Origin of the sequence: Paraburkholderia aromaticivorans, from assembly GCF_012689525.1 — a bacterium.
In the GTDB taxonomy this organism is placed as follows: domain Bacteria; phylum Pseudomonadota; class Gammaproteobacteria; order Burkholderiales; family Burkholderiaceae; genus Paraburkholderia; species Paraburkholderia aromaticivorans_A.
On record NZ_CP051516.1, the window covers coordinates 3,499,674 to 3,515,732 of the forward strand.

At 62.8% G+C, this 16,059-nt stretch carries 15 protein-coding genes; 2 read left to right on the forward strand and 13 right to left on the reverse strand.

Translation table 11 applies throughout. The annotated features are described in order from the left end of the window. From HF916_RS43925 to HF916_RS43950, 6 genes are all read right to left on the reverse strand, one after another. Complete coding sequence (locus tag HF916_RS43925; protein ID WP_168794868.1) at positions 1–1,791, reverse strand: acyl-CoA dehydrogenase; 1,791 nt, start codon at positions 1,789–1,791, stop codon at positions 1–3. 103 nt (positions 1,792–1,894) lie between these two features. Continuing rightward, complete coding sequence (locus HF916_RS43930) at positions 1,895–2,830, reverse strand: electron transfer flavoprotein subunit alpha/FixB family protein (protein WP_168794869.1); 936 nt, start codon at positions 2,828–2,830, stop codon at positions 1,895–1,897. Positions 2,831–2,844: 14 nt separating this feature from the next. Further along, positions 2,845–3,594, reverse strand: a complete 750-nt coding sequence (locus HF916_RS43935; protein WP_168794870.1) for an electron transfer flavoprotein subunit beta/FixA family protein — start codon at positions 3,592–3,594, stop codon at positions 2,845–2,847. Between the two features lie 237 nt (positions 3,595–3,831). Then, complete coding sequence (locus HF916_RS43940) at positions 3,832–4,629, reverse strand: MetQ/NlpA family ABC transporter substrate-binding protein (protein ID WP_168794871.1); 798 nt, start codon at positions 4,627–4,629, stop codon at positions 3,832–3,834. Between the two features lie 34 nt (positions 4,630–4,663). Next, positions 4,664–5,317, reverse strand: a complete 654-nt coding sequence (locus HF916_RS43945; protein ID WP_168794872.1) for a methionine ABC transporter permease — start codon at positions 5,315–5,317, stop codon at positions 4,664–4,666. Then, positions 5,307–6,341 (reverse strand): methionine ABC transporter ATP-binding protein, encoded by a 1,035-nt coding sequence (locus tag HF916_RS43950; protein WP_168794873.1) that lies wholly within the window; start codon positions 6,339–6,341, stop codon positions 5,307–5,309. The genes HF916_RS43945 and HF916_RS43950 overlap by 11 nt, the downstream gene beginning before the upstream one ends. Before the next feature lie 240 nt (positions 6,342–6,581). Here HF916_RS43950 and HF916_RS43955 point away from each other — a divergent pair, with 240 nt between their 5' ends. Then, on the forward strand, positions 6,582–7,490 hold the full coding sequence (locus tag HF916_RS43955) for an alpha/beta hydrolase (protein WP_168794874.1): 909 nt from the start codon (positions 6,582–6,584) through the stop codon (positions 7,488–7,490). Positions 7,491–7,501: 11 nt separating this feature from the next. On the opposite strand, the gene HF916_RS43960 is transcribed toward HF916_RS43955, so the two are convergent. Then, positions 7,502–8,311: an enoyl-CoA hydratase gene (locus tag HF916_RS43960; protein WP_168794875.1), complete on the reverse strand. Its 810-nt coding sequence runs from the start codon at positions 8,309–8,311 to the stop codon at positions 7,502–7,504. A 59-nt stretch (positions 8,312–8,370) separates the two neighbouring features. Continuing rightward, positions 8,371–9,294 (reverse strand): histone deacetylase family protein, encoded by a 924-nt coding sequence (locus tag HF916_RS43965; RefSeq protein ID WP_168794876.1) that lies wholly within the window; start codon positions 9,292–9,294, stop codon positions 8,371–8,373. A 294-nt stretch (positions 9,295–9,588) separates the two neighbouring features. On the opposite strand from HF916_RS43965, the gene mltB reads away from it, so the two are divergent. Beyond that, a complete protein-coding gene (gene mltB / locus HF916_RS43970; RefSeq protein WP_206001983.1) occupies positions 9,589–10,737 on the forward strand; it encodes a lytic murein transglycosylase B in 1,149 nt (382 codons plus the stop codon). 106 nt (positions 10,738–10,843) lie between these two features. Here mltB and cysM read toward each other — a convergent pair whose 3' ends face one another. From cysM to HF916_RS43995, 5 genes are all read right to left on the reverse strand, one after another. Then, complete coding sequence (gene cysM, locus HF916_RS43975) at positions 10,844–11,746, reverse strand: cysteine synthase CysM (protein WP_168794878.1); 903 nt, start codon at positions 11,744–11,746, stop codon at positions 10,844–10,846. A 274-nt stretch (positions 11,747–12,020) separates the two neighbouring features. After that, positions 12,021–12,386: a ComEA family DNA-binding protein gene (locus tag HF916_RS43980; RefSeq protein WP_168794879.1), complete on the reverse strand. Its 366-nt coding sequence runs from the start codon at positions 12,384–12,386 to the stop codon at positions 12,021–12,023. A gap of 77 nt (positions 12,387–12,463) precedes the next feature. Further along, entirely contained in the window at positions 12,464–13,456 is a 993-nt protein-coding gene (gene rfaD, locus HF916_RS43985) for an ADP-glyceromanno-heptose 6-epimerase (RefSeq protein ID WP_168794880.1), read from the reverse strand. Between the two features lie 141 nt (positions 13,457–13,597). Then, a complete protein-coding gene (rfaE1, locus tag HF916_RS43990; protein ID WP_240975724.1) occupies positions 13,598–14,605 on the reverse strand; it encodes a D-glycero-beta-D-manno-heptose-7-phosphate kinase in 1,008 nt (335 codons plus the stop codon). Then, positions 14,571–15,974, reverse strand: coding sequence for a UDP-glucose dehydrogenase family protein (locus HF916_RS43995; RefSeq protein WP_168794881.1), 1,404 nt, complete (start codon positions 15,972–15,974; stop codon positions 14,571–14,573). Before HF916_RS43995 ends, rfaE1 begins: the two co-directional genes overlap by 35 nt. Positions 15,975–16,059: the final 85 nt, after the last annotated feature.

A 16,059-nucleotide genomic window follows, 5' to 3' on the forward strand; every position in this document is an offset into this window, starting at 1 on the left:
TCAGAACTGATCTTCCGACAAAGCCAGCACACTCTCTCCGCCCTTCGCGCTGACAATCGACGCCTCGAGCGCCGACGCCAGCGGCAGCACATGCTCCGCGTAGAACTGCGCGGTCGCGATCTTGGCGCCGTAGAACGACGGGTCTTCGTCGCGCTTCTGAGCCGCCACGAGCAACGCACGCGCCATCTGCCAGCCGCCCAGCACGATGCCCGCGAGTTTAAGATACGGCACGCTGCCGGCGAATACCGCATTCGGATCGCCCTTCGTATTGGCGACCACAAAATCGACCGCCGCGCCCAACGAGCGCTGGCCCTGCGCGAGATACTTCTTCATCGAGTCGAACGCCGGGCCTTGCTGCGCGCCGAGTGCCTCGATCGTTGCAGCCACCTCGGCGAGCAGCGACTTCGCCACCTTGCCGCCGTCGCGCACGGTTTTTCGGCCGATCAGGTCGTTGGCCTGAATCGCGGTCGTGCCTTCGTAGATCGTCAGAATGCGCGCGTCGCGGTAGTACTGCGCGGCGCCGGTTTCTTCGATGAAGCCCATGCCGCCGTGCACCTGCACGCCGAGGCTCGCGACGTCGATGGACAACTCCGTGCTCCAGCCCTTCACGATCGGCACGAGGTATTCGTAGATCGCCTGATGCTCGGCGCGCTTGCCTTCGTCCGCGTGACGATGCGCGATGTCGCAGTGCGCCGCGGCCACATAAGCCAGCGCCCGCGACGCTTCAGTGAGGCCGCGCATGGTCGCGAGCATACGGCGCACGTCGGGGTGTTGAATGATCGCGACCGGCTGCTTCGCGGAGCCATCGACGGGAAGGCTTTGCACGCGATCTTTCGCGTACGCCACTGCCTTTTGATAAGCGCGATCCGAGACGCCCACGCCTTGCATGCCGACAGCAAAACGCGCCGCGTTCATCATGATGAACATGTATTCGAGGCCGCGATTCTCCTCGCCGACCAGATGACCGATCGCGCCGCCGTGGTCGCCGAATTGCAGCACCGCGGTCGGGCTCGCCTTGATGCCGAGCTTGTGTTCGATCGACACGCAATGCACGTCGTTGCGCTCGCCGAGCGAACCGTCTTCATTGACGAGGAACTTCGGCACGATGAAAAGCGAAATGCCTTTCACGCCTTCGGGCGCATTCGGCGTACGGGCCAGCACGAGATGGGCGATGTTCTTCGCCATGTCGTGCTCGCCCCACGTAATGAAAATCTTCGTGCCGAACAGCTTGAACGAGCCGTCGCCCTGCGGCTCGGCGCGCGTACGCACGAGCGCGAGATCGGAACCGGCCTGCGGCTCGGTCAGGTTCATCGTGCCGGTCCATTCACCGGAAATCAGCTTCGGGACATAGGTCTGTTTTTGCGCTTCGGTGCCGGCGGTGAGCAGCGCTTCGATCGCGCCGTCAGTCAGCAACGGACACAGCGCGAACGATAGATTCGACGCGTTGAGCATTTCGACGCACGGCGTCGCGATCAGCTTCGGCAGGCCCTGGCCTTCGTAATCGACGGGATGTTGTACACCTTGCCAGCCGCCTTCGCCGAACTGGCGAAACGCTTCCTTGAAGCCGGGCGTCGCGGTGACCACGCCGTCTTTCCAACTGCTCGGATTGCGATCGCCTTCGACGTTCAGCGGCGCCAGCACTCCACCGCACAGTTTCGCCGATTCTTCGAGGACGGCTTGCGCCGTTTCGAGGTTCGCGTCTTCGAAGCCCGGCAAGGTCGCGATGTCTTCGAGACCGGCCAGTTCTTTCATCACGAACAACATGTCCTTGATGGGCGCCGTATAGCTCATTTCAGTTCTCCTCCCGCTTCTGATATAAAAAAAGGGCGCTGGACTTGATCGGTCCCGCGCCCTTCCTGTGCTGCCAGACGCCTTTTATGCGGCGCTACGGCGCTTAACCGAGTTCGCTGACGAGTTGGGGCACGAGCGTGAACAGATCGCCTACCAGACCGTAATCGGCGACGCTGAAGATCGGCGCTTCTTCGTCTTTGTTGATCGCGACGATGACTTTGCTGTCTTTCATCCCGGCCAGATGCTGGATCGCGCCCGAGATGCCGACTGCGATGTACAACTGCGGCGCGACGATCTTGCCGGTTTGTCCCACTTGATAGTCGTTCGGCACGAAGCCCGCATCGACCGCTGCGCGCGATGCGCCGAGCGCTGCGTTCAGTTTGTCCGCCAGCGGTTCCAGAACCTTCGTGTAGTTCTCGCCGTTGCCCAGACCGCGGCCACCCGAAACGATGATCTTTGCCGCCGTCAGTTCCGGACGGTCCAGCTTCGTCACTTCACGGCTCACGAATGACGAGATGCCGCTGTCGGCGGCCGCTTCGATTTTTTCCACCGATGCGCTGCCGCCTTCGGCTGCGACAGGGTCGAAACCGGTCGTGCGGACCGTGATGACCTTGATCGGATCAGCGGATTGCACCGTTGCGATCGCGTTACCGGCGTAGATCGGGCGCTCGAACGTATCCGGGCTGTCCACTGCCGTGATATCGCTGATCTGCGCGACGTCGAGCTTTGCGGCGATACGCGGCGTGATGTTCTTGCCGTACGCGGTTGCTGGCGCGAGGATGTGTGTGTAGTCCTTCGCGATGTTCAGCACCGTGGCTTCGATGTTTTCTGCCAGGCCTGCTGCGAGTTGCGGCGCGTCAGCCAGCAACACTTTGGAAACGCCTGCAATCTTCGCCGCTGCATCAGCTGCGGCTTGCGCGTTATGCCCTGCCACCAGCACGTGGATATCACCACCAATCTTCTGCGCGGCTGCAATCGTGTTCAGCGTCGCGGCCTTGATCGACGCGCTGTCGTGTTCTGCAATTACCAGATTCGTCATTTCGTCCGTCTCCCTTACAGCACCTTGGCTTCGTTCTTCAGCTTCTCGACCAGCGTCTTCACGTCCGGCACCTTCACGCCGGCGGAGCGCTTGGGCGGCTCGACGACCTTCAGCGTCGTCAGGCGCGGCGTGACATCGACGCCGAGATCTTCCGGCTTGAGGACTTCCAGCGGCTTCTTCTTCGCCTTCATGATGTTCGGCAGCGTCACGTAGCGCGGCTCGTTCAGGCGCAGGTCCGTCGTGATAACTGCGGGAAGCTTTAAAGACAGCGTTTCAGCACCGCCGTCCACTTCGCGCGAAACGGTTGCCTTGCCGTCAGCGACAACAACCTTCGAAGCAAAGGTCGCTTGCGGTAAACCAGCCAAAGCAGCCAGCATCTGACCCGTCTGGTTCGAATCGTCGTCGATAGCCTGCTTGCCGAGAATGACGAGCGAAGGCTGTTCCTTGTCGACCAGCGCCTTAAGCAGCTTGGCCACGGCCAACGGCTGCAGTTCTTGCGACGACTCGATCAGGATCGCGCGATCCGCACCGATCGCCAGCGCCGTGCGCAGCGTTTCCTGCGCTTGCGTCACGCCGCAGGACACAGCGATCACTTCCGTCGCCACGCCTGCTTCACGCAGACGAACGGCTTCTTCAACCGCGATTTCGTCGAACGGATTCATCGACATCTTCACGTTGGCGATGTCGACGCCCGTGCCGTCCGACTTGACTCGAACTTTCACGTTGTAATCGACCACTCTTTTGACTGGCACCAGGATTTTCATGCACACGCTCCAAAGTTACGAATACGTCAACCCAACGAACATTATAGCGACTGCCCTCATGGCAGCCTTGTCGCGGGTGCTTTAGCAGGAGGATATCGCTCCTCAGCGGCGTGACGGCAATATCGAACGATCGTTCTATTTTAATCTCGAAAAAACCCGGGAGACAACCCCGGGTTAAGCCTTACGACTCTAATTTTGCATTGCCGTCGTATCTTGCTTGCTCTGCGGACCGCCGGCTCACCACGCAGTGATGACCGACCCGCCGAATTTGCTTTCAACGAACTGCTTCACTTCCGGCGAATGATACGCCGCGACCAGCTTGGCGACCCACGGCTTATTCTTATCCGCTTCGCGGATTGCGATAATGTTTACGTAAGGACCTTTCGGGTCCTCTATCGCGATGGCGTCCTGCTTGGGCTTCAGACCCGCTTCCATCGCGAAGTTCGTGTTGATCGCGGCCGCGTCCACGTCGTTCAGCGAGCGTGGAATCTGCGCGGCGTCGAGTTCGACGATCTTCAGCTTCTTCGGGTTGTCGACGATGTCGAGCGGCGTCGCCTTCAGCCCCGCGTCGGCACGCAGTTTCAGCAGACCCTGCTTTTGCAGCAACAGCAACGCGCGGCCGCCGTTGGTCGGATCGTTCGGCACCGCGATCTTCGCGCCCGGCTGCAGTTCGGCCAGCGTCTTCACTTTCTTCGAATAGATGCCCATCGGGTACGTAACCGTGTCCGCGATGCCGATCAGCTTGTAGCCGCGGTCCTTCACCTGCGCCTGCAGATACGGCTCGTGCTGGTAGCTGTTCGCGTCCAGATCGCCGCCAGCGAGCGCGGCGTTCGGCTGCACGTAATCGGAGAATTCGACGATCTTGATGTTCAGACCGTTCTTCGCCGCGACCGTCTTCACGACTTCCATGATCTGCGCGTGCGGGCCGCCGGTGACGCCGACCTTGATCGTGTCTTCAGCGTGAGCCGCATTGGCGGCGAACAGCGATGCGGCGCCGAGCGCGGCGGCCAGCTTGAGAATGAAACGACGTTGCATGATGGACCTTTCCAAACCTATCGACGTTGTTGTTTTACTTATGGCTCAAACGACGCACGAGCCAATCCCCGAACGACTGCACCATCTGCACGAAGACGATCAGAATCACCACGACCGTCAACATCACTTCCGGCAGGAAACGCTGATACCCGTAGCGAATGCCGAGATCGCCGAGACCGCCGCCGCCGATCGCGCCCGCCATCGCCGAGTAACCGACCAGCGAGACGAAGGTAATCGTCAAACCGGCGACCACGCCCGGCAGCGATTCCGGCAACAACACCTTGAAGACGATCTGGCTGGTGGTCGCGCCCATCGCCTGCGCCGCTTCGATCAAGCCGCGATCCACTTCGCGCAGCGCAGTCTCGACCAGACGCGCGATGAATGGCGCGGCGGCGATCGTCAGCGGCACGACAGCGGCCGCCGTCCCGATCGACGAACCCACCACCAGACGCGTGAACGGAATCACCGCAACCAGCAAGATGATGAACGGCGTCGAACGCACCGCGTTGACCATCACGCCCATCACGCGATTCACGGCGATGTTCTGCAGGACGCCTTGACGATCCGTGAGATACAACGCCACGCCGAGCGGCAAACCCACCAAAGCGCCGACCAGTCCGGAAATGCCCACCATGACGAGCGTTTCCCAGAACGACTGGACGAACATATCGAACATTTCACTCAACATACGAGAGCTCCTCCACCACCACACCCTGTTCACGCAGATACGTGAGCGCCTGCGCGACCTTCGTCGGTTCGCCGCCCGCGAGCACCGCGAGCGAGCCGAACGCCTGCCCCTGGATCTCGTCGATCTGGCCGTGCAGGATATTGAAGTCGAGTTCGTAGCGGCGGATCGTTTCCGACAGGATCGGCTGATCGACGCCCGAGCCGGTGAACGCGAGGCGCAGCAAGTGGCCGCTGCCGGTCTTGAGTCGTTCCGCGACGCGCGCCTTCATGGCGGGCGGCAGTTCCTGCGCGATCACGTCGCCGATCAGGGCGCGCGTCACTTCGTGATGCGGTTGCAGGAACACGTCGATGACCTTGCCTTCTTCGACCACACGGCCCGCGTCCAGCACGGCGACGCGGTCGCAGACCTGCTTGATCACGTCCATCTGGTGCGTGATCAGCACGATGGTCAGGTTCAATTCGCGATTGATACGCTTGAGCAGGTCGAGAATCGCGCGCGTGGTTTCGGGATCGAGCGCGGAGGTCGCTTCGTCGGAGAGCAGCACTTTGGGTTTGCTTGCCAAAGCGCGCGCAATGCCGACGCGCTGTTTCTGCCCGCCGCTGATTTGCGCCGGATAGCGATCTTTCTGCGCCGACAGGCCCACCAACTCGAGCAGCGGCAGCACGTTCGCTTCGATTTCGTCGCGCTTCATGCCGGCGAGTTCGAGCGGCAACGCGACGTTGTCGTAGACCGTGCGCGACGACAGCAGGTTGAAGTGCTGGAAGATCATGCCGATCTCGCGGCGCGCCTCGCGCAATTGCGCGGCGGGCAGCGTCGTCAGATCGCGGCCGTTGACGACGATATTGCCTTCGCTTGGGCGCGTCAGCAGGTTCAGGGTGCGCACGAGCGTACTCTTGCCCGCGCCGCTGCGGCCGATGATGCCGAACACCTCGCCCGCCGGAATCGACAGATTGACGTTGTGCAGCGCCTCGACCCAGCCCCGGGGCCCGGCGAACCGCTGGGAGATATTGCGTATTTCGATCATGGAAAAACGAAACGGCGGAGTCTGTCAGCGAGCGTTGTGTGCTCCCGACAAGCGGCCGCCGTTGCTTTTATTGGGATTTGAGCCGGCAATTCTACCGCAGCGTCGTCATTCCCTTTAATAATCAATTCCGATCTTTTCATAACCTGTGGGCATTAGAGGTATGCTCGGTGCGAGAGGCTCGCGCGCGCACGGTCGCTGCGACTATGATCGGGCGGAACAAAATCAGGATAAGCGGCGGTTATGGAGACATCTCAAAGCAGCAATGTGCGGCCCAGCGCGGGCAACCGGAACGCCGCCGGCGAACCGCAGCGCGCCTCGGTTACGACCGCCGACGGCGTCGACTTGCCGCTATACCGCTGGCCCGCCGCCGTGCCACCGCGCGCCACGGTCGCGCTGCTCCACGGCCTCGCCGAGCACGCCGGCCGCTATGCGGCATTGGCCGCGCGGCTGAACGCGGCCGGCATCGAACTGGTGGCGATCGATCTGCGCGGCCACGGCCACGCGCCCGGCAAACGGTCCTATGTGAAGCGCTTCGACGACTATCTGCTGGACGCGCAAGCCTTGCTCGACGCCGCCGCGCAAAGTTGCGCCCCGCTCTTCCTGATGGGCCACAGCATGGGCGGCGCCGTGGCCGCGCTCTACGCGATCGAGCGCCTCGACGAGAGCGGCCGGCGCCTGAACGGCCTGATTCTGTCGAGTCCGGCGCTCGCACCCGGCCGCGACGTGCCGCGCTGGATGCTCAAGCTGAGCCAGGTGATCAGCCGTCTCTACCCGAGCTTCCCGGCGATGAAAATCGACGCCGCCTTGCTCTCGCGCCTTCAGCCCGTGGTGAACGCCAATCGCAACGATCCGCTCGTGCATCACGGCGCGATTCCCGCGCGCACCGGCGCGGAACTGTTGCTGGCGATGGCGCGCATCGAACGCGGCCGTGCGGGGTTGCGTGTACCGTTGCTCGTTTATCACGGCACCGCTGACAAGCTCACCGAACCCGAAGGCAGCCGCGAATTCGGTCAGCACGCAGGCTCGCCGGACAAGACGCTCACGCTGCACGATGGCAGCTATCACGAGACGATGAACGACCTCGACCGCGATCGCGTGATCGGCGCTTTGGTCGAGTGGATTGAAAAACGGATGGTGGTAGGAGCCTGAACGACGCGCGCCTATTTTTCGTCGCGCTTCCAGTCAGGCGGTCGTTTGTCGATGAAAGCCTGCACACCTTCGAGCGCTGACTCGTCCATCATGTTGCAGGCCATCGTCTGCCCGGCGAGCTGGTAAGCCGCTTCGATACCCATCTCCAACTGACGATAGAAGAGGCCTTTGCCGGCGCTCACGGCTTCGACGGGTTTCGCGCAGATGCTGGTGGCGAGCCGCGTGATTTCCGCATCGAGCGCATCCGCTGGGACCACGCGGTTGACGAGACCTTGCTGCTTCGCCTCGGCGGCATCGATGAAATCGCCGGTGAGCAGCATTTCAAGCGCCGCCTTGCGCGACAGGTTGCGCGACAGCGGCACGGAAGGTGTCGCGCAGAAGAGCCCGAGGTTCACGCCCGACACCGCAAACCGCGCCGTGTCGGCCGCGACCGCCAGATCGCACATCGCGACGAGTTGACAGCCGGCCGCCGTGGCAATGCCTTGCACCCGCGCGATCACCGGTTGCGGCAAGCGCTGGATCGTCATCATGAGCTTCGTGCAGCGCGCGAACAGCGCCTGGTAGTAAACCCGCGACGGCGCCGCGCGCATTTCCTTCAGATCGTGTCCCCCGCAGAACGCGCGCCCGGCGCCGGCGATCACGACCACACGCGCGTCCGAGCGCCCGATCTCGCTCAATGCGGTCTGCAGGTCGTCGAGCAAGGCTTCGGAGAGCGCGTTGAAGGCGTCGGGCCGGTTCATCGTCAACCGCACCACGCCGCGTACGCCGTACGCGTCGTGTTCGATCTCGACCAGTGAGACGTTGCGTGCATCGGCGTTCATGGCTCGCTCCTCATCGCGTTTTGAGCGGATAGCGCCGCGCGGCCTGGCGACTTGGCGATTCAGATCCCAGCCAGCGAGCGTACGTGGGCGACCACGCTGCGCCCCAACGCGGACAGGTTGTACCCGCCTTCGAGACAACTCACGATCCGCCCGCGCGCATAACGCTTCGCGATCTCGCGCATCTGATCGGTGATCCAGGCGTAATCGTCTTCGACGAGACCCATGTTGCCGAGGTCGTCCTCACGATGCGCGTCGAAGCCGGCCGAGATGAACAGCATCTCCGGCTTGAACTCATGCAGGCGCGGCAGCCACAACAGGTCCACCGCTTCGCGCACCGCCATGCCTTTCGAGCGCGCCGGCATCGGCACGTTGCACATGTTGGCCGCCTGATTGTCGGCGCCGGTGAACGGGTAAAACGGATGCTGGAAGATGCTGCACATCAGCACGCGCGAGTCGCCCGAGAAAGCCGCTTCAGTGCCGTTGCCGTGATGCACGTCGAAATCAATGATCGCGACGCGCTCCAGGCCATGCACTTCGAGCGCATGACGCGCGGCGATCGCGACGTTGTTGAAGAAGCAGAAGCCCATGGCGCGCGCCGGCTCCGCGTGGTGGCCGGGCGGGCGCACGCTGCAGAAGGCGTTGTCGTAACGGCCTTCGATCACCGCGTCGGTCGCGGCGACCGCGGCGCCCGCCGCGCGCAACGCGGCTTGCAGGGTATGCGGGTTCATCGTCGTATCGGGATCGATTTCGGCGACGCCTTCAGCGGGCGAGCGGCTGCGAATATAGTCGACGTGAGCTTGCGTATGCACGCGCAGCAGCGCGGCATCGTCGGCGAGCGGCGCCGACTCGCGCTCGATCAAGGAGTCGATGCGGCTCGCGATCAACTGATCTTCGATTGCCTGCAGACGCGCGGGGCATTCGGGATGCCATTGCCCCATGTCGTGCAGCAGACAATCGGCGTGGGAATAGAAGCCTGTTGCCATGATTCTCTTTCTGCGGCGTCGCGCCTTCGAGGCGCGCGCGGCATGTCTCCATCCAGGGGCGCACGCCGTCGGCGCGCCAACATTCATCAAGTTACCACACGATGCGGCTGTGACGCGTCAGGCACAGTTTTGCGGGAGGCGTCGGGTATACTGCCCCGATCGGTTTTTCCCCGTCTTTCCCTTGTCTCCTGCGCCACGCGCCTTTAGCTCACTATGACCGTCAAGCTTGCTCTGTCTGCACGAAACCGGCTACGCTCCAGAACCATGGCCGCCGCACTGTCCGTCGCATCGTGCATGTTCATGGCAACCAGTCCGGCGAGCGCGCAAAGCGCTGGCAAGAAAGCGCCGGTGCTGCTCGCGCAAAGCCAGCCGCAACCCGCGGTGCCGCAAGGGCAAACGTTTGAAGAAGAGATCATCCCGCAGCGCTACGCGAACAATGCCGATGTCAACGCGTTCATCAACGACATGGTCGCGCGCTACGACTTCGACGAATCCACGCTGCACTCGCTCTTTGCCAGCGTGAGTTATTCGGCCACCGCGGTCAAGCTCGTGACGCCGTCGCCTTCGCCGTCGGTCAAGAACTGGCGCGTGTATCAGTCGCGCTTCCTCGACCAGATCCGTATCAATGCCGGCGTGCGCTTCTGGCGCACGAACCAGGCCACGCTGCAACGCGCCTATGAAGAGTTCGGCGTGCCGCCGGAAGTGATCGTCGGCATCATCGGCGTCGAGACGATCTATGGGCGCTTCATGGGCAACTTCCGCGTGCTCGATGCGCTGACCACGCTCAGCTTCGACTATCCGAACACCGCCAATCGCGCGGATCGCCAGGCGACCTTCCGCAAGAATCTCGAAGACTACCTGGTCTGGACGCGCGACTCGCAGATCGATCCGTCCACGGTGCTCGGCTCCTACACCGGCGCGATCGGTATTCCGCAGTTCCTGCCGAGCAGCATCGTGCAATACGCGGTGAGCTACGACGGGAATAAGCGTATCGACCTGCGCACGAGCCAGGCGGATGCAATCGGCAGCGTCGCGAATTATCTGCGTCAGAACGGTTGGGAAAGCGGCCGGCCGGTGGTGTGGAAGATCGGCTCGGACGCCGGCAGCCTGGGCGTCGCGCAAGCAGCCGCCGACGGCCAGCCGGAGCCGCACTGGCCGCTCGATCAATTGCTGCGCGCCGGGTTGCTGCTGAACGAACCGGGTGTGGATATCGCGTCGGAAGCCGGCACGCCGGTGACGGTGGTGGACCTGCCCTCGCCGGGACGTGGCACAGAGTTCATGCTGGGCTTGAAGAATTTCTACGTGCTGACGCGTTATAACCGGAGCTTCTTTTACGCGCTTGCGGTGTATCAGTTGGGTCAGCGAGTCAAGGCGCAGATGGAAGCCGGCGACGCGACGAACGCCGTCAACAACGCGGCGCCGCCGGCTGCAGCTTCGCAATAACTTTGATGAGAGCGCCGGGTGCGCCACGCGAGTCGACGAGATGAAAAAAAGCGCCGGTCTTGAACCGGCGCTTTTTCATTGGCGAGCGAGACTTTAAGCGACGCGCTTACGCGGGAAACACACCCGTCGACAGATAGCGGTCACCGCGATCGCAGACGATGAACACGATCGTCGCATTCTCAACTTGCCGTGCGATGCGCAGCGCCACTTCGCACGCGCCGCCCGACGAGATGCCGGCAAAAATCCCTTCCACCGACGCCATGCGGCGCGCCATCGCTTCAGCAGCGGCCTGGCTCACGTTCTCGACGCGGTCCACGCGGCTGCGATCGAAAATCTTCGGCAGATAGGCTTCCGGCCATTTGCGAATGCCCGGGATACGCGACCCCTCTTCGGGTTGCGCACCGATGATCTCGATGGCCTGATTCTGCTCTTTCAGATAGGTGGACACGCCCATGATCGTGCCGGTCGTGCCCATCGACGACACGAAGTGGGTGATGCGCCCTTCCGTGTCGCGCCAAATTTCCGGGCCCGTGCCTTCGACGTGCGCGGCCGGATTATCCGGATTGGCGAACTGATCGAGGATGATGCCCTTGCCTTCGCGCTGCATCTGCTCGGCCAGATCGCGTGCGTACTCCATGCCGCCCGTGACCGGCGTGAGCACGATCTGCGCGCCATACGCGGCCATGCTCTGACGTCGCTCCACCGACAGATCTTCCGGCATGATCAACACCATCTTGTAGCCACGGACCGCGGCCGCCATGGCGAGCGCAATGCCCGTGTTGCCGCTGGTCGATTCGATCAGCGTGTCGCCCGGCTTGATGCGTCCGCGCGCTTCCCCTTTCTTGATCATCGACAACGCCGGGCGATCCTTCACCGAGCCCGCCGGGTTGTTGCCCTCGAGCTTTGCAAGGATCACGTTATTGCGGCTGCGGATCTCGTCGTCGGGAAGCCGGACGAGTTGTACGAGCGGCGTATTGCCGATCGTGTCTTCAATCGTTTTGTAAGCCATATCGGTTCAGGAGCTGTCGATGCGCGGAGTCTTCAATCCATCGATTCTAAACCACCGTGCCTGCGGCTGCCGTGCGGCCCTTCTGCCCGCATGGATGCAGGCGCCCGCCAGTGAGCGCCCGCAACGCAAAAAACCCGCGGCTGAGTACCGCGGGAGCCAGTCATCTGCATGACAGCTGAAGGAGCGTTCCTGCCAACTCCGACCATGAAGGAAAAACGATGGGAACGGACTCTGCGCGCAGATCACGACGCCCGCACGCGGAGTCCATGTGAGGCTATTTCTTCACTGCCACCGTGGCGCCGTTCTTTGACGTGGCGGCCGGAACGGCCGCGCCTTTGGTCTGTGCAGACGCCGCAGCCTGCGGGTTAGCAGCCGCGCCAGCCGGACCGACAGCGAGACCCTCCGCCTGCAGGCGCTCGACGGTATGCCCGCCCATGCCTTTGACGCGCTTGCCGAGGTCGGCCGGGTCCTTGAACGGACCATGCGCTGCACGCTCGTCGAGAATGGCTTTCGCCTTGGCAGGACCGATGCCCTTGATGCCACGCAGCGCATCCTCACTGGCCGAATTGACGTCGACCGCCGCATAAGCGTGACCGAATGCGGCCAGCATGGCCGCGGTAACCAGAATTTTTCGAAACATATGGAATCTCCCTCGTACAACCGGTTGGCGACCATCACCAACCGGGAGATTCCAGTTTAAAGAGGGATCCGAAAGATTTACACCTGGCCGAATAGCCAACGCACGTAACGGTCGACACCTTCCTGCACGCTCAGAAACGGCGCGTCGTAGCCGGCCGCGCGCAGCTTCGACTGATCCGCCTGCGTGAAGCATTGATACTTGCCGCGCAACGCATCGGGGAATGGAATGTATTCGATCAACCCGCGCTGCACCTGATCCGCGAGCGATAGTGCCGGCTCGTTGTTCAGCGAGCGCAGCGTGTTGACCACCGTGCTGGCGATGTCGTTGAACGGTTGCGCGCGGCCGCTGCCCAGATTGAAGATGCCCGACTTGTCCGGATTGTCGAAGAAGAACAGGTTGACCTTCACCACGTCTTCGACGGAGACGAAATCGCGCGTCTGCTCGCCCGCGGCGTAGCCGTTGTATTCGCCGAACAGCTTGACCTTGCCCTCGGCGCGGAACTGGTTGAAGTTGTGAAACGCCACCGACGCCATGCGCGCCTTATGCGTTTCGCGCGGCCCGTAGACGTTGAAATAACGGAAGCCGGCAATCTGGCTCTTCGAGGTGGGCAGCACGCGGCGGATCACCTGATCGAACAGGAACTTCGAGTAGCCGTACACGTTCAGCGGCTGCTCGACTTCGCGCTCTTCGACGAAGCGACTCGACCCACCGTACGTTGCCGCCGACGACGCATACAGGAACTGGATGTTCTGCTCGAGGCAAACATCGAGCACGTCGCGGCTGTAGCGGAAGTTGTTGTCCATCATGTAGCGGCCGTCGGTTTCCATCGTGTCCGAACAGGCGCCTTCGTGGAAAATCGCGCGCACTTTGCCGAAGTCGCCACGCTTGAAGCGTTCGACGAACTCGGTCTTGTCGAGGTAGTCGTCGATCTCGCAGTCGACGAGGTTTTTGAACTTGTCCGCGCGCGTGAGGTTGTCCACGGCGATGATGCGTTGTTCACCGCGCTCGTTGAGCGCCTTCACGAGATTGCTGCCGATAAAACCGGCCGCGCCGGTGACGATGAGGGTCATGATGAGCCTGCGGTAAAGAGCTTTGCATGGGATCGGAGTCAGTGCTCTGCACCAGCTCCAATCGACAGGTCCAGTTGACGCCCCGCGGATCCCTTTTACGCGCCGCTCATGGGCGCACAGCGAGGGAACCGGCGGGCCGCATCAATGAAAAAGTTCGTCGTAGTCGACGGTGGCAGTGCCGAGTTTGCCAACCACGATGCCAGCCGCGCGATTCGCGAGCCCGACCGCCTCGACCAGCGTGAGACCCGCGCCGAGCATGGCGGCGAGCGTGGCGATCACGGTGTCGCCCGCGCCCGAAACATCATACACTTCGCGCGCAACCGCCGACGCGTGCAGGATGCCGCCGTCCGTGAAGAGCGTCATGCCCTCTTCCGAGCGCGTCAGCAGCAGCGCCTTGAACTGCAGATCGGTGCGCAGTTTCGTCACGCGCGCGATCAGATCTTCTTCCGATTTCCACTGGCCGACCACCTCCCGCAATTCGGCGCGGTTCGGCGTGATCAGCGTGGCGCCGCGATAGCGTTCCCAGTCGTCGCCCTTCGGATCGACCAGCACCGGCTTGCCCGCCGCATTCGCCTTCGAGATCATCTGCGTGACGTGGGTCAGGCCGCCCTTCGCGTAGTCGGACATCAGAATCACGTCGTGCAAAGGCAGCAGTTCGTCGAATCGGGCGAGACTCGCGAGCAGCACTTCGTGCGCCGGCGAGTTCTCGAAGTCGACGCGCAGCAACTGTTGCTGGCGCGACAGCACGCGCAGCTTGATCGTGGTGAGGAGCGCCGGATCGCGTTCGAGATGCGGCTTCACACCGCTTTCGGCCAGCAGTTGCACGATGCGCTCGCCGGGTTCGTCATGGCCGACCACGCACAACAAGCCGGCCTGCGCGCCGAGCGCGACCGCGTTGCGCGCGACGTTTGCCGCGCCGCCGAGGCGGTCTTCCTGACGCTGCACGTGCACGACCGGCACCGGCGCTTCCGGCGAGATGCGGTTCACGTCGCCGAACCAGTAGCGATCGAGCATGACGTCGCCCACCACCAGCACGCGCGCTGCGCCGAGCTGTTCGCGCGGCACTACCGTGAGTTGCGGCGCGGGCGTGGACGGCGGGGCGCCGGGCACGGTCTCAGGCATTGGCCGGAAGTTCAGAGGGTTGGGCATAAGGGCGTCCAATCGAGTGGTAGTCGATGCCGAGCTCGGTCATCGCGTCCGGTTCATACAGGTTGCGGCCGTCGAAAATCAGCGGCGACTTCAGCACTGATTTCAGATGAACGAAATCCGGGCTCTTGAATTCTTTCCATTCGGTCACGATCACGAGGGCGTCGGCGCCGGTGAGCGTTTCGTCTTGCGTGGTCATGAAGCTCAGACGCGCGAACTGCTCCGGTGCGTCATGCAGGTCGATGGCGAACACGCGGCGCGCTTCGGTCACAGCGACCGGGTCGTAAGCGCGCACCTGAGCGCCGCGCGCCAGCAGTTCCGCGATCAGGCGACGGCTCGGCGCCTCGCGCATATCATCGGTATTCGGCTTGAACGCGAGACCCCACACGGCGAACGTGCGGCCGCTCAGATCGTCGCCGAGCGTGTCCGTGATCTTGTGCACCAGCACGTCTTTCTGCTTGTGGTTCACTTCCTCGACCGCTTCGAGGATGCGCAGATTGTGGCCGCTTTCGCTGGCCGTGCGGATCAGCGCCTGCACGTCCTTCGGAAAGCACGAGCCGCCGTAGCCACAGCCGGCGTACAGGAAGTGATACCCGATCCGCGGATCCGAGCCAATGCCGCGACGCACCGCTTCGATATCCGCGCCGACGCGGTCCGCCAGATTCGACATCTCGTTCATGAACGAGATGCGCGTGGCGAGCATGGCATTGGCGGCGTATTTCGTGAACTCGGCCGAGCGCACGTCCATGTACAGCGTGCGTTCGTGATTGCGGTTGAACGGTGCGTATAGACGCTTCATCAATTCGCGCGCGCGCACGCCGGGTTCGTCTTCGTCGATGCCGATCACGATGCGGTCGGGGCGCATGAAGTCGTCGACCGCCGCGCCTTCCTTCAGGAACTCGGGGTTGGACACCACCGAGAAGCGATGCTGCGCGCTGCCGGCGAGCCCGCGTTTGGCCAGTTCTTCCTCGACCACCGCGCGCACGCGCTGCGCGGTGCCGACCGGCACCGTCGACTTGTCGACGATCACCTTGAAGCCGTTCATCGTGCGGCCAATGTTGCGGGCCGCTTCGAGCACGTATTGCAGATCGGCCGAGCCGTCTTCGTCCGGCGGGGTGCCGACGGCGATGAACTGCACGTCGCCGTGCGCGACGCTGGCTTCAACATCCGTGGAAAACGTGATGCGGCGCGCCGCGCGCGTGCGGGCGATCATCTCCTGCAAACCGGGCTCGTGAATAGGCACGCCGCCGTTGTTGAGGATTTCGATCTTGCGCGGATCGACGTCGAGACAGAAAACGTCGTGACCGATCTCGGCGAGACACGCGCCAGTGACAAGACCCACATAGCCCGTGCCGATAATGGTGATTTTCATACGCTTTCCGGTAGAGGGTTCCGGTGAGGATTCCCGGCGATGAAGCCGGTCAGAAACTCGTTGCGAAATCCGCCCGCGCTGGGGC

Coding starts and splice junctions, on each gene's coding strand:
- rfaD (WP_168794880.1), bottom strand. CDS start 13,456: ATGACCCTCATCGTCACCGGCGCGGCCGGTTTTATCGGCAGCAATCTC.
- HF916_RS43930 (WP_168794869.1), bottom strand. CDS start 2,830: ATGACGAATCTGGTAATTGCAGAACACGACAGCGCGTCGATCAAGGCC.
- HF916_RS43945 (WP_168794872.1), bottom strand. CDS start 5,317: ATGTTGAGTGAAATGTTCGATATGTTCGTCCAGTCGTTCTGGGAAACG.
- mltB (WP_206001983.1), top strand. CDS start 9,589: ATGTTCATGGCAACCAGTCCGGCGAGCGCGCAAAGCGCTGGCAAGAAA.
- HF916_RS43935 (WP_168794870.1), bottom strand. CDS start 3,594: ATGAAAATCCTGGTGCCAGTCAAAAGAGTGGTCGATTACAACGTGAAA.
- HF916_RS43950 (WP_168794873.1), bottom strand. CDS start 6,341: ATGATCGAAATACGCAATATCTCCCAGCGGTTCGCCGGGCCCCGGGGC.
- cysM (WP_168794878.1), bottom strand. CDS start 11,746: ATGGCTTACAAAACGATTGAAGACACGATCGGCAATACGCCGCTCGTA.
- HF916_RS43980 (WP_168794879.1), bottom strand. CDS start 12,386: ATGTTTCGAAAAATTCTGGTTACCGCGGCCATGCTGGCCGCATTCGGT.
- rfaE1 (WP_240975724.1), bottom strand. CDS start 14,605: ATGCCCAACCCTCTGAACTTCCGGCCAATGCCTGAGACCGTGCCCGGC.
- HF916_RS43995 (WP_168794881.1), bottom strand. CDS start 15,974: ATGAAAATCACCATTATCGGCACGGGCTATGTGGGTCTTGTCACTGGC.
- HF916_RS43940 (WP_168794871.1), bottom strand. CDS start 4,629: ATGCAACGTCGTTTCATTCTCAAGCTGGCCGCCGCGCTCGGCGCCGCA.
- HF916_RS43955 (WP_168794874.1), top strand. CDS start 6,582: ATGGAGACATCTCAAAGCAGCAATGTGCGGCCCAGCGCGGGCAACCGG.
- HF916_RS43960 (WP_168794875.1), bottom strand. CDS start 8,311: ATGAACGCCGATGCACGCAACGTCTCACTGGTCGAGATCGAACACGAC.
- HF916_RS43925 (WP_168794868.1), bottom strand. CDS start 1,791: ATGAGCTATACGGCGCCCATCAAGGACATGTTGTTCGTGATGAAAGAA.
- HF916_RS43965 (WP_168794876.1), bottom strand. CDS start 9,294: ATGGCAACAGGCTTCTATTCCCACGCCGATTGTCTGCTGCACGACATG.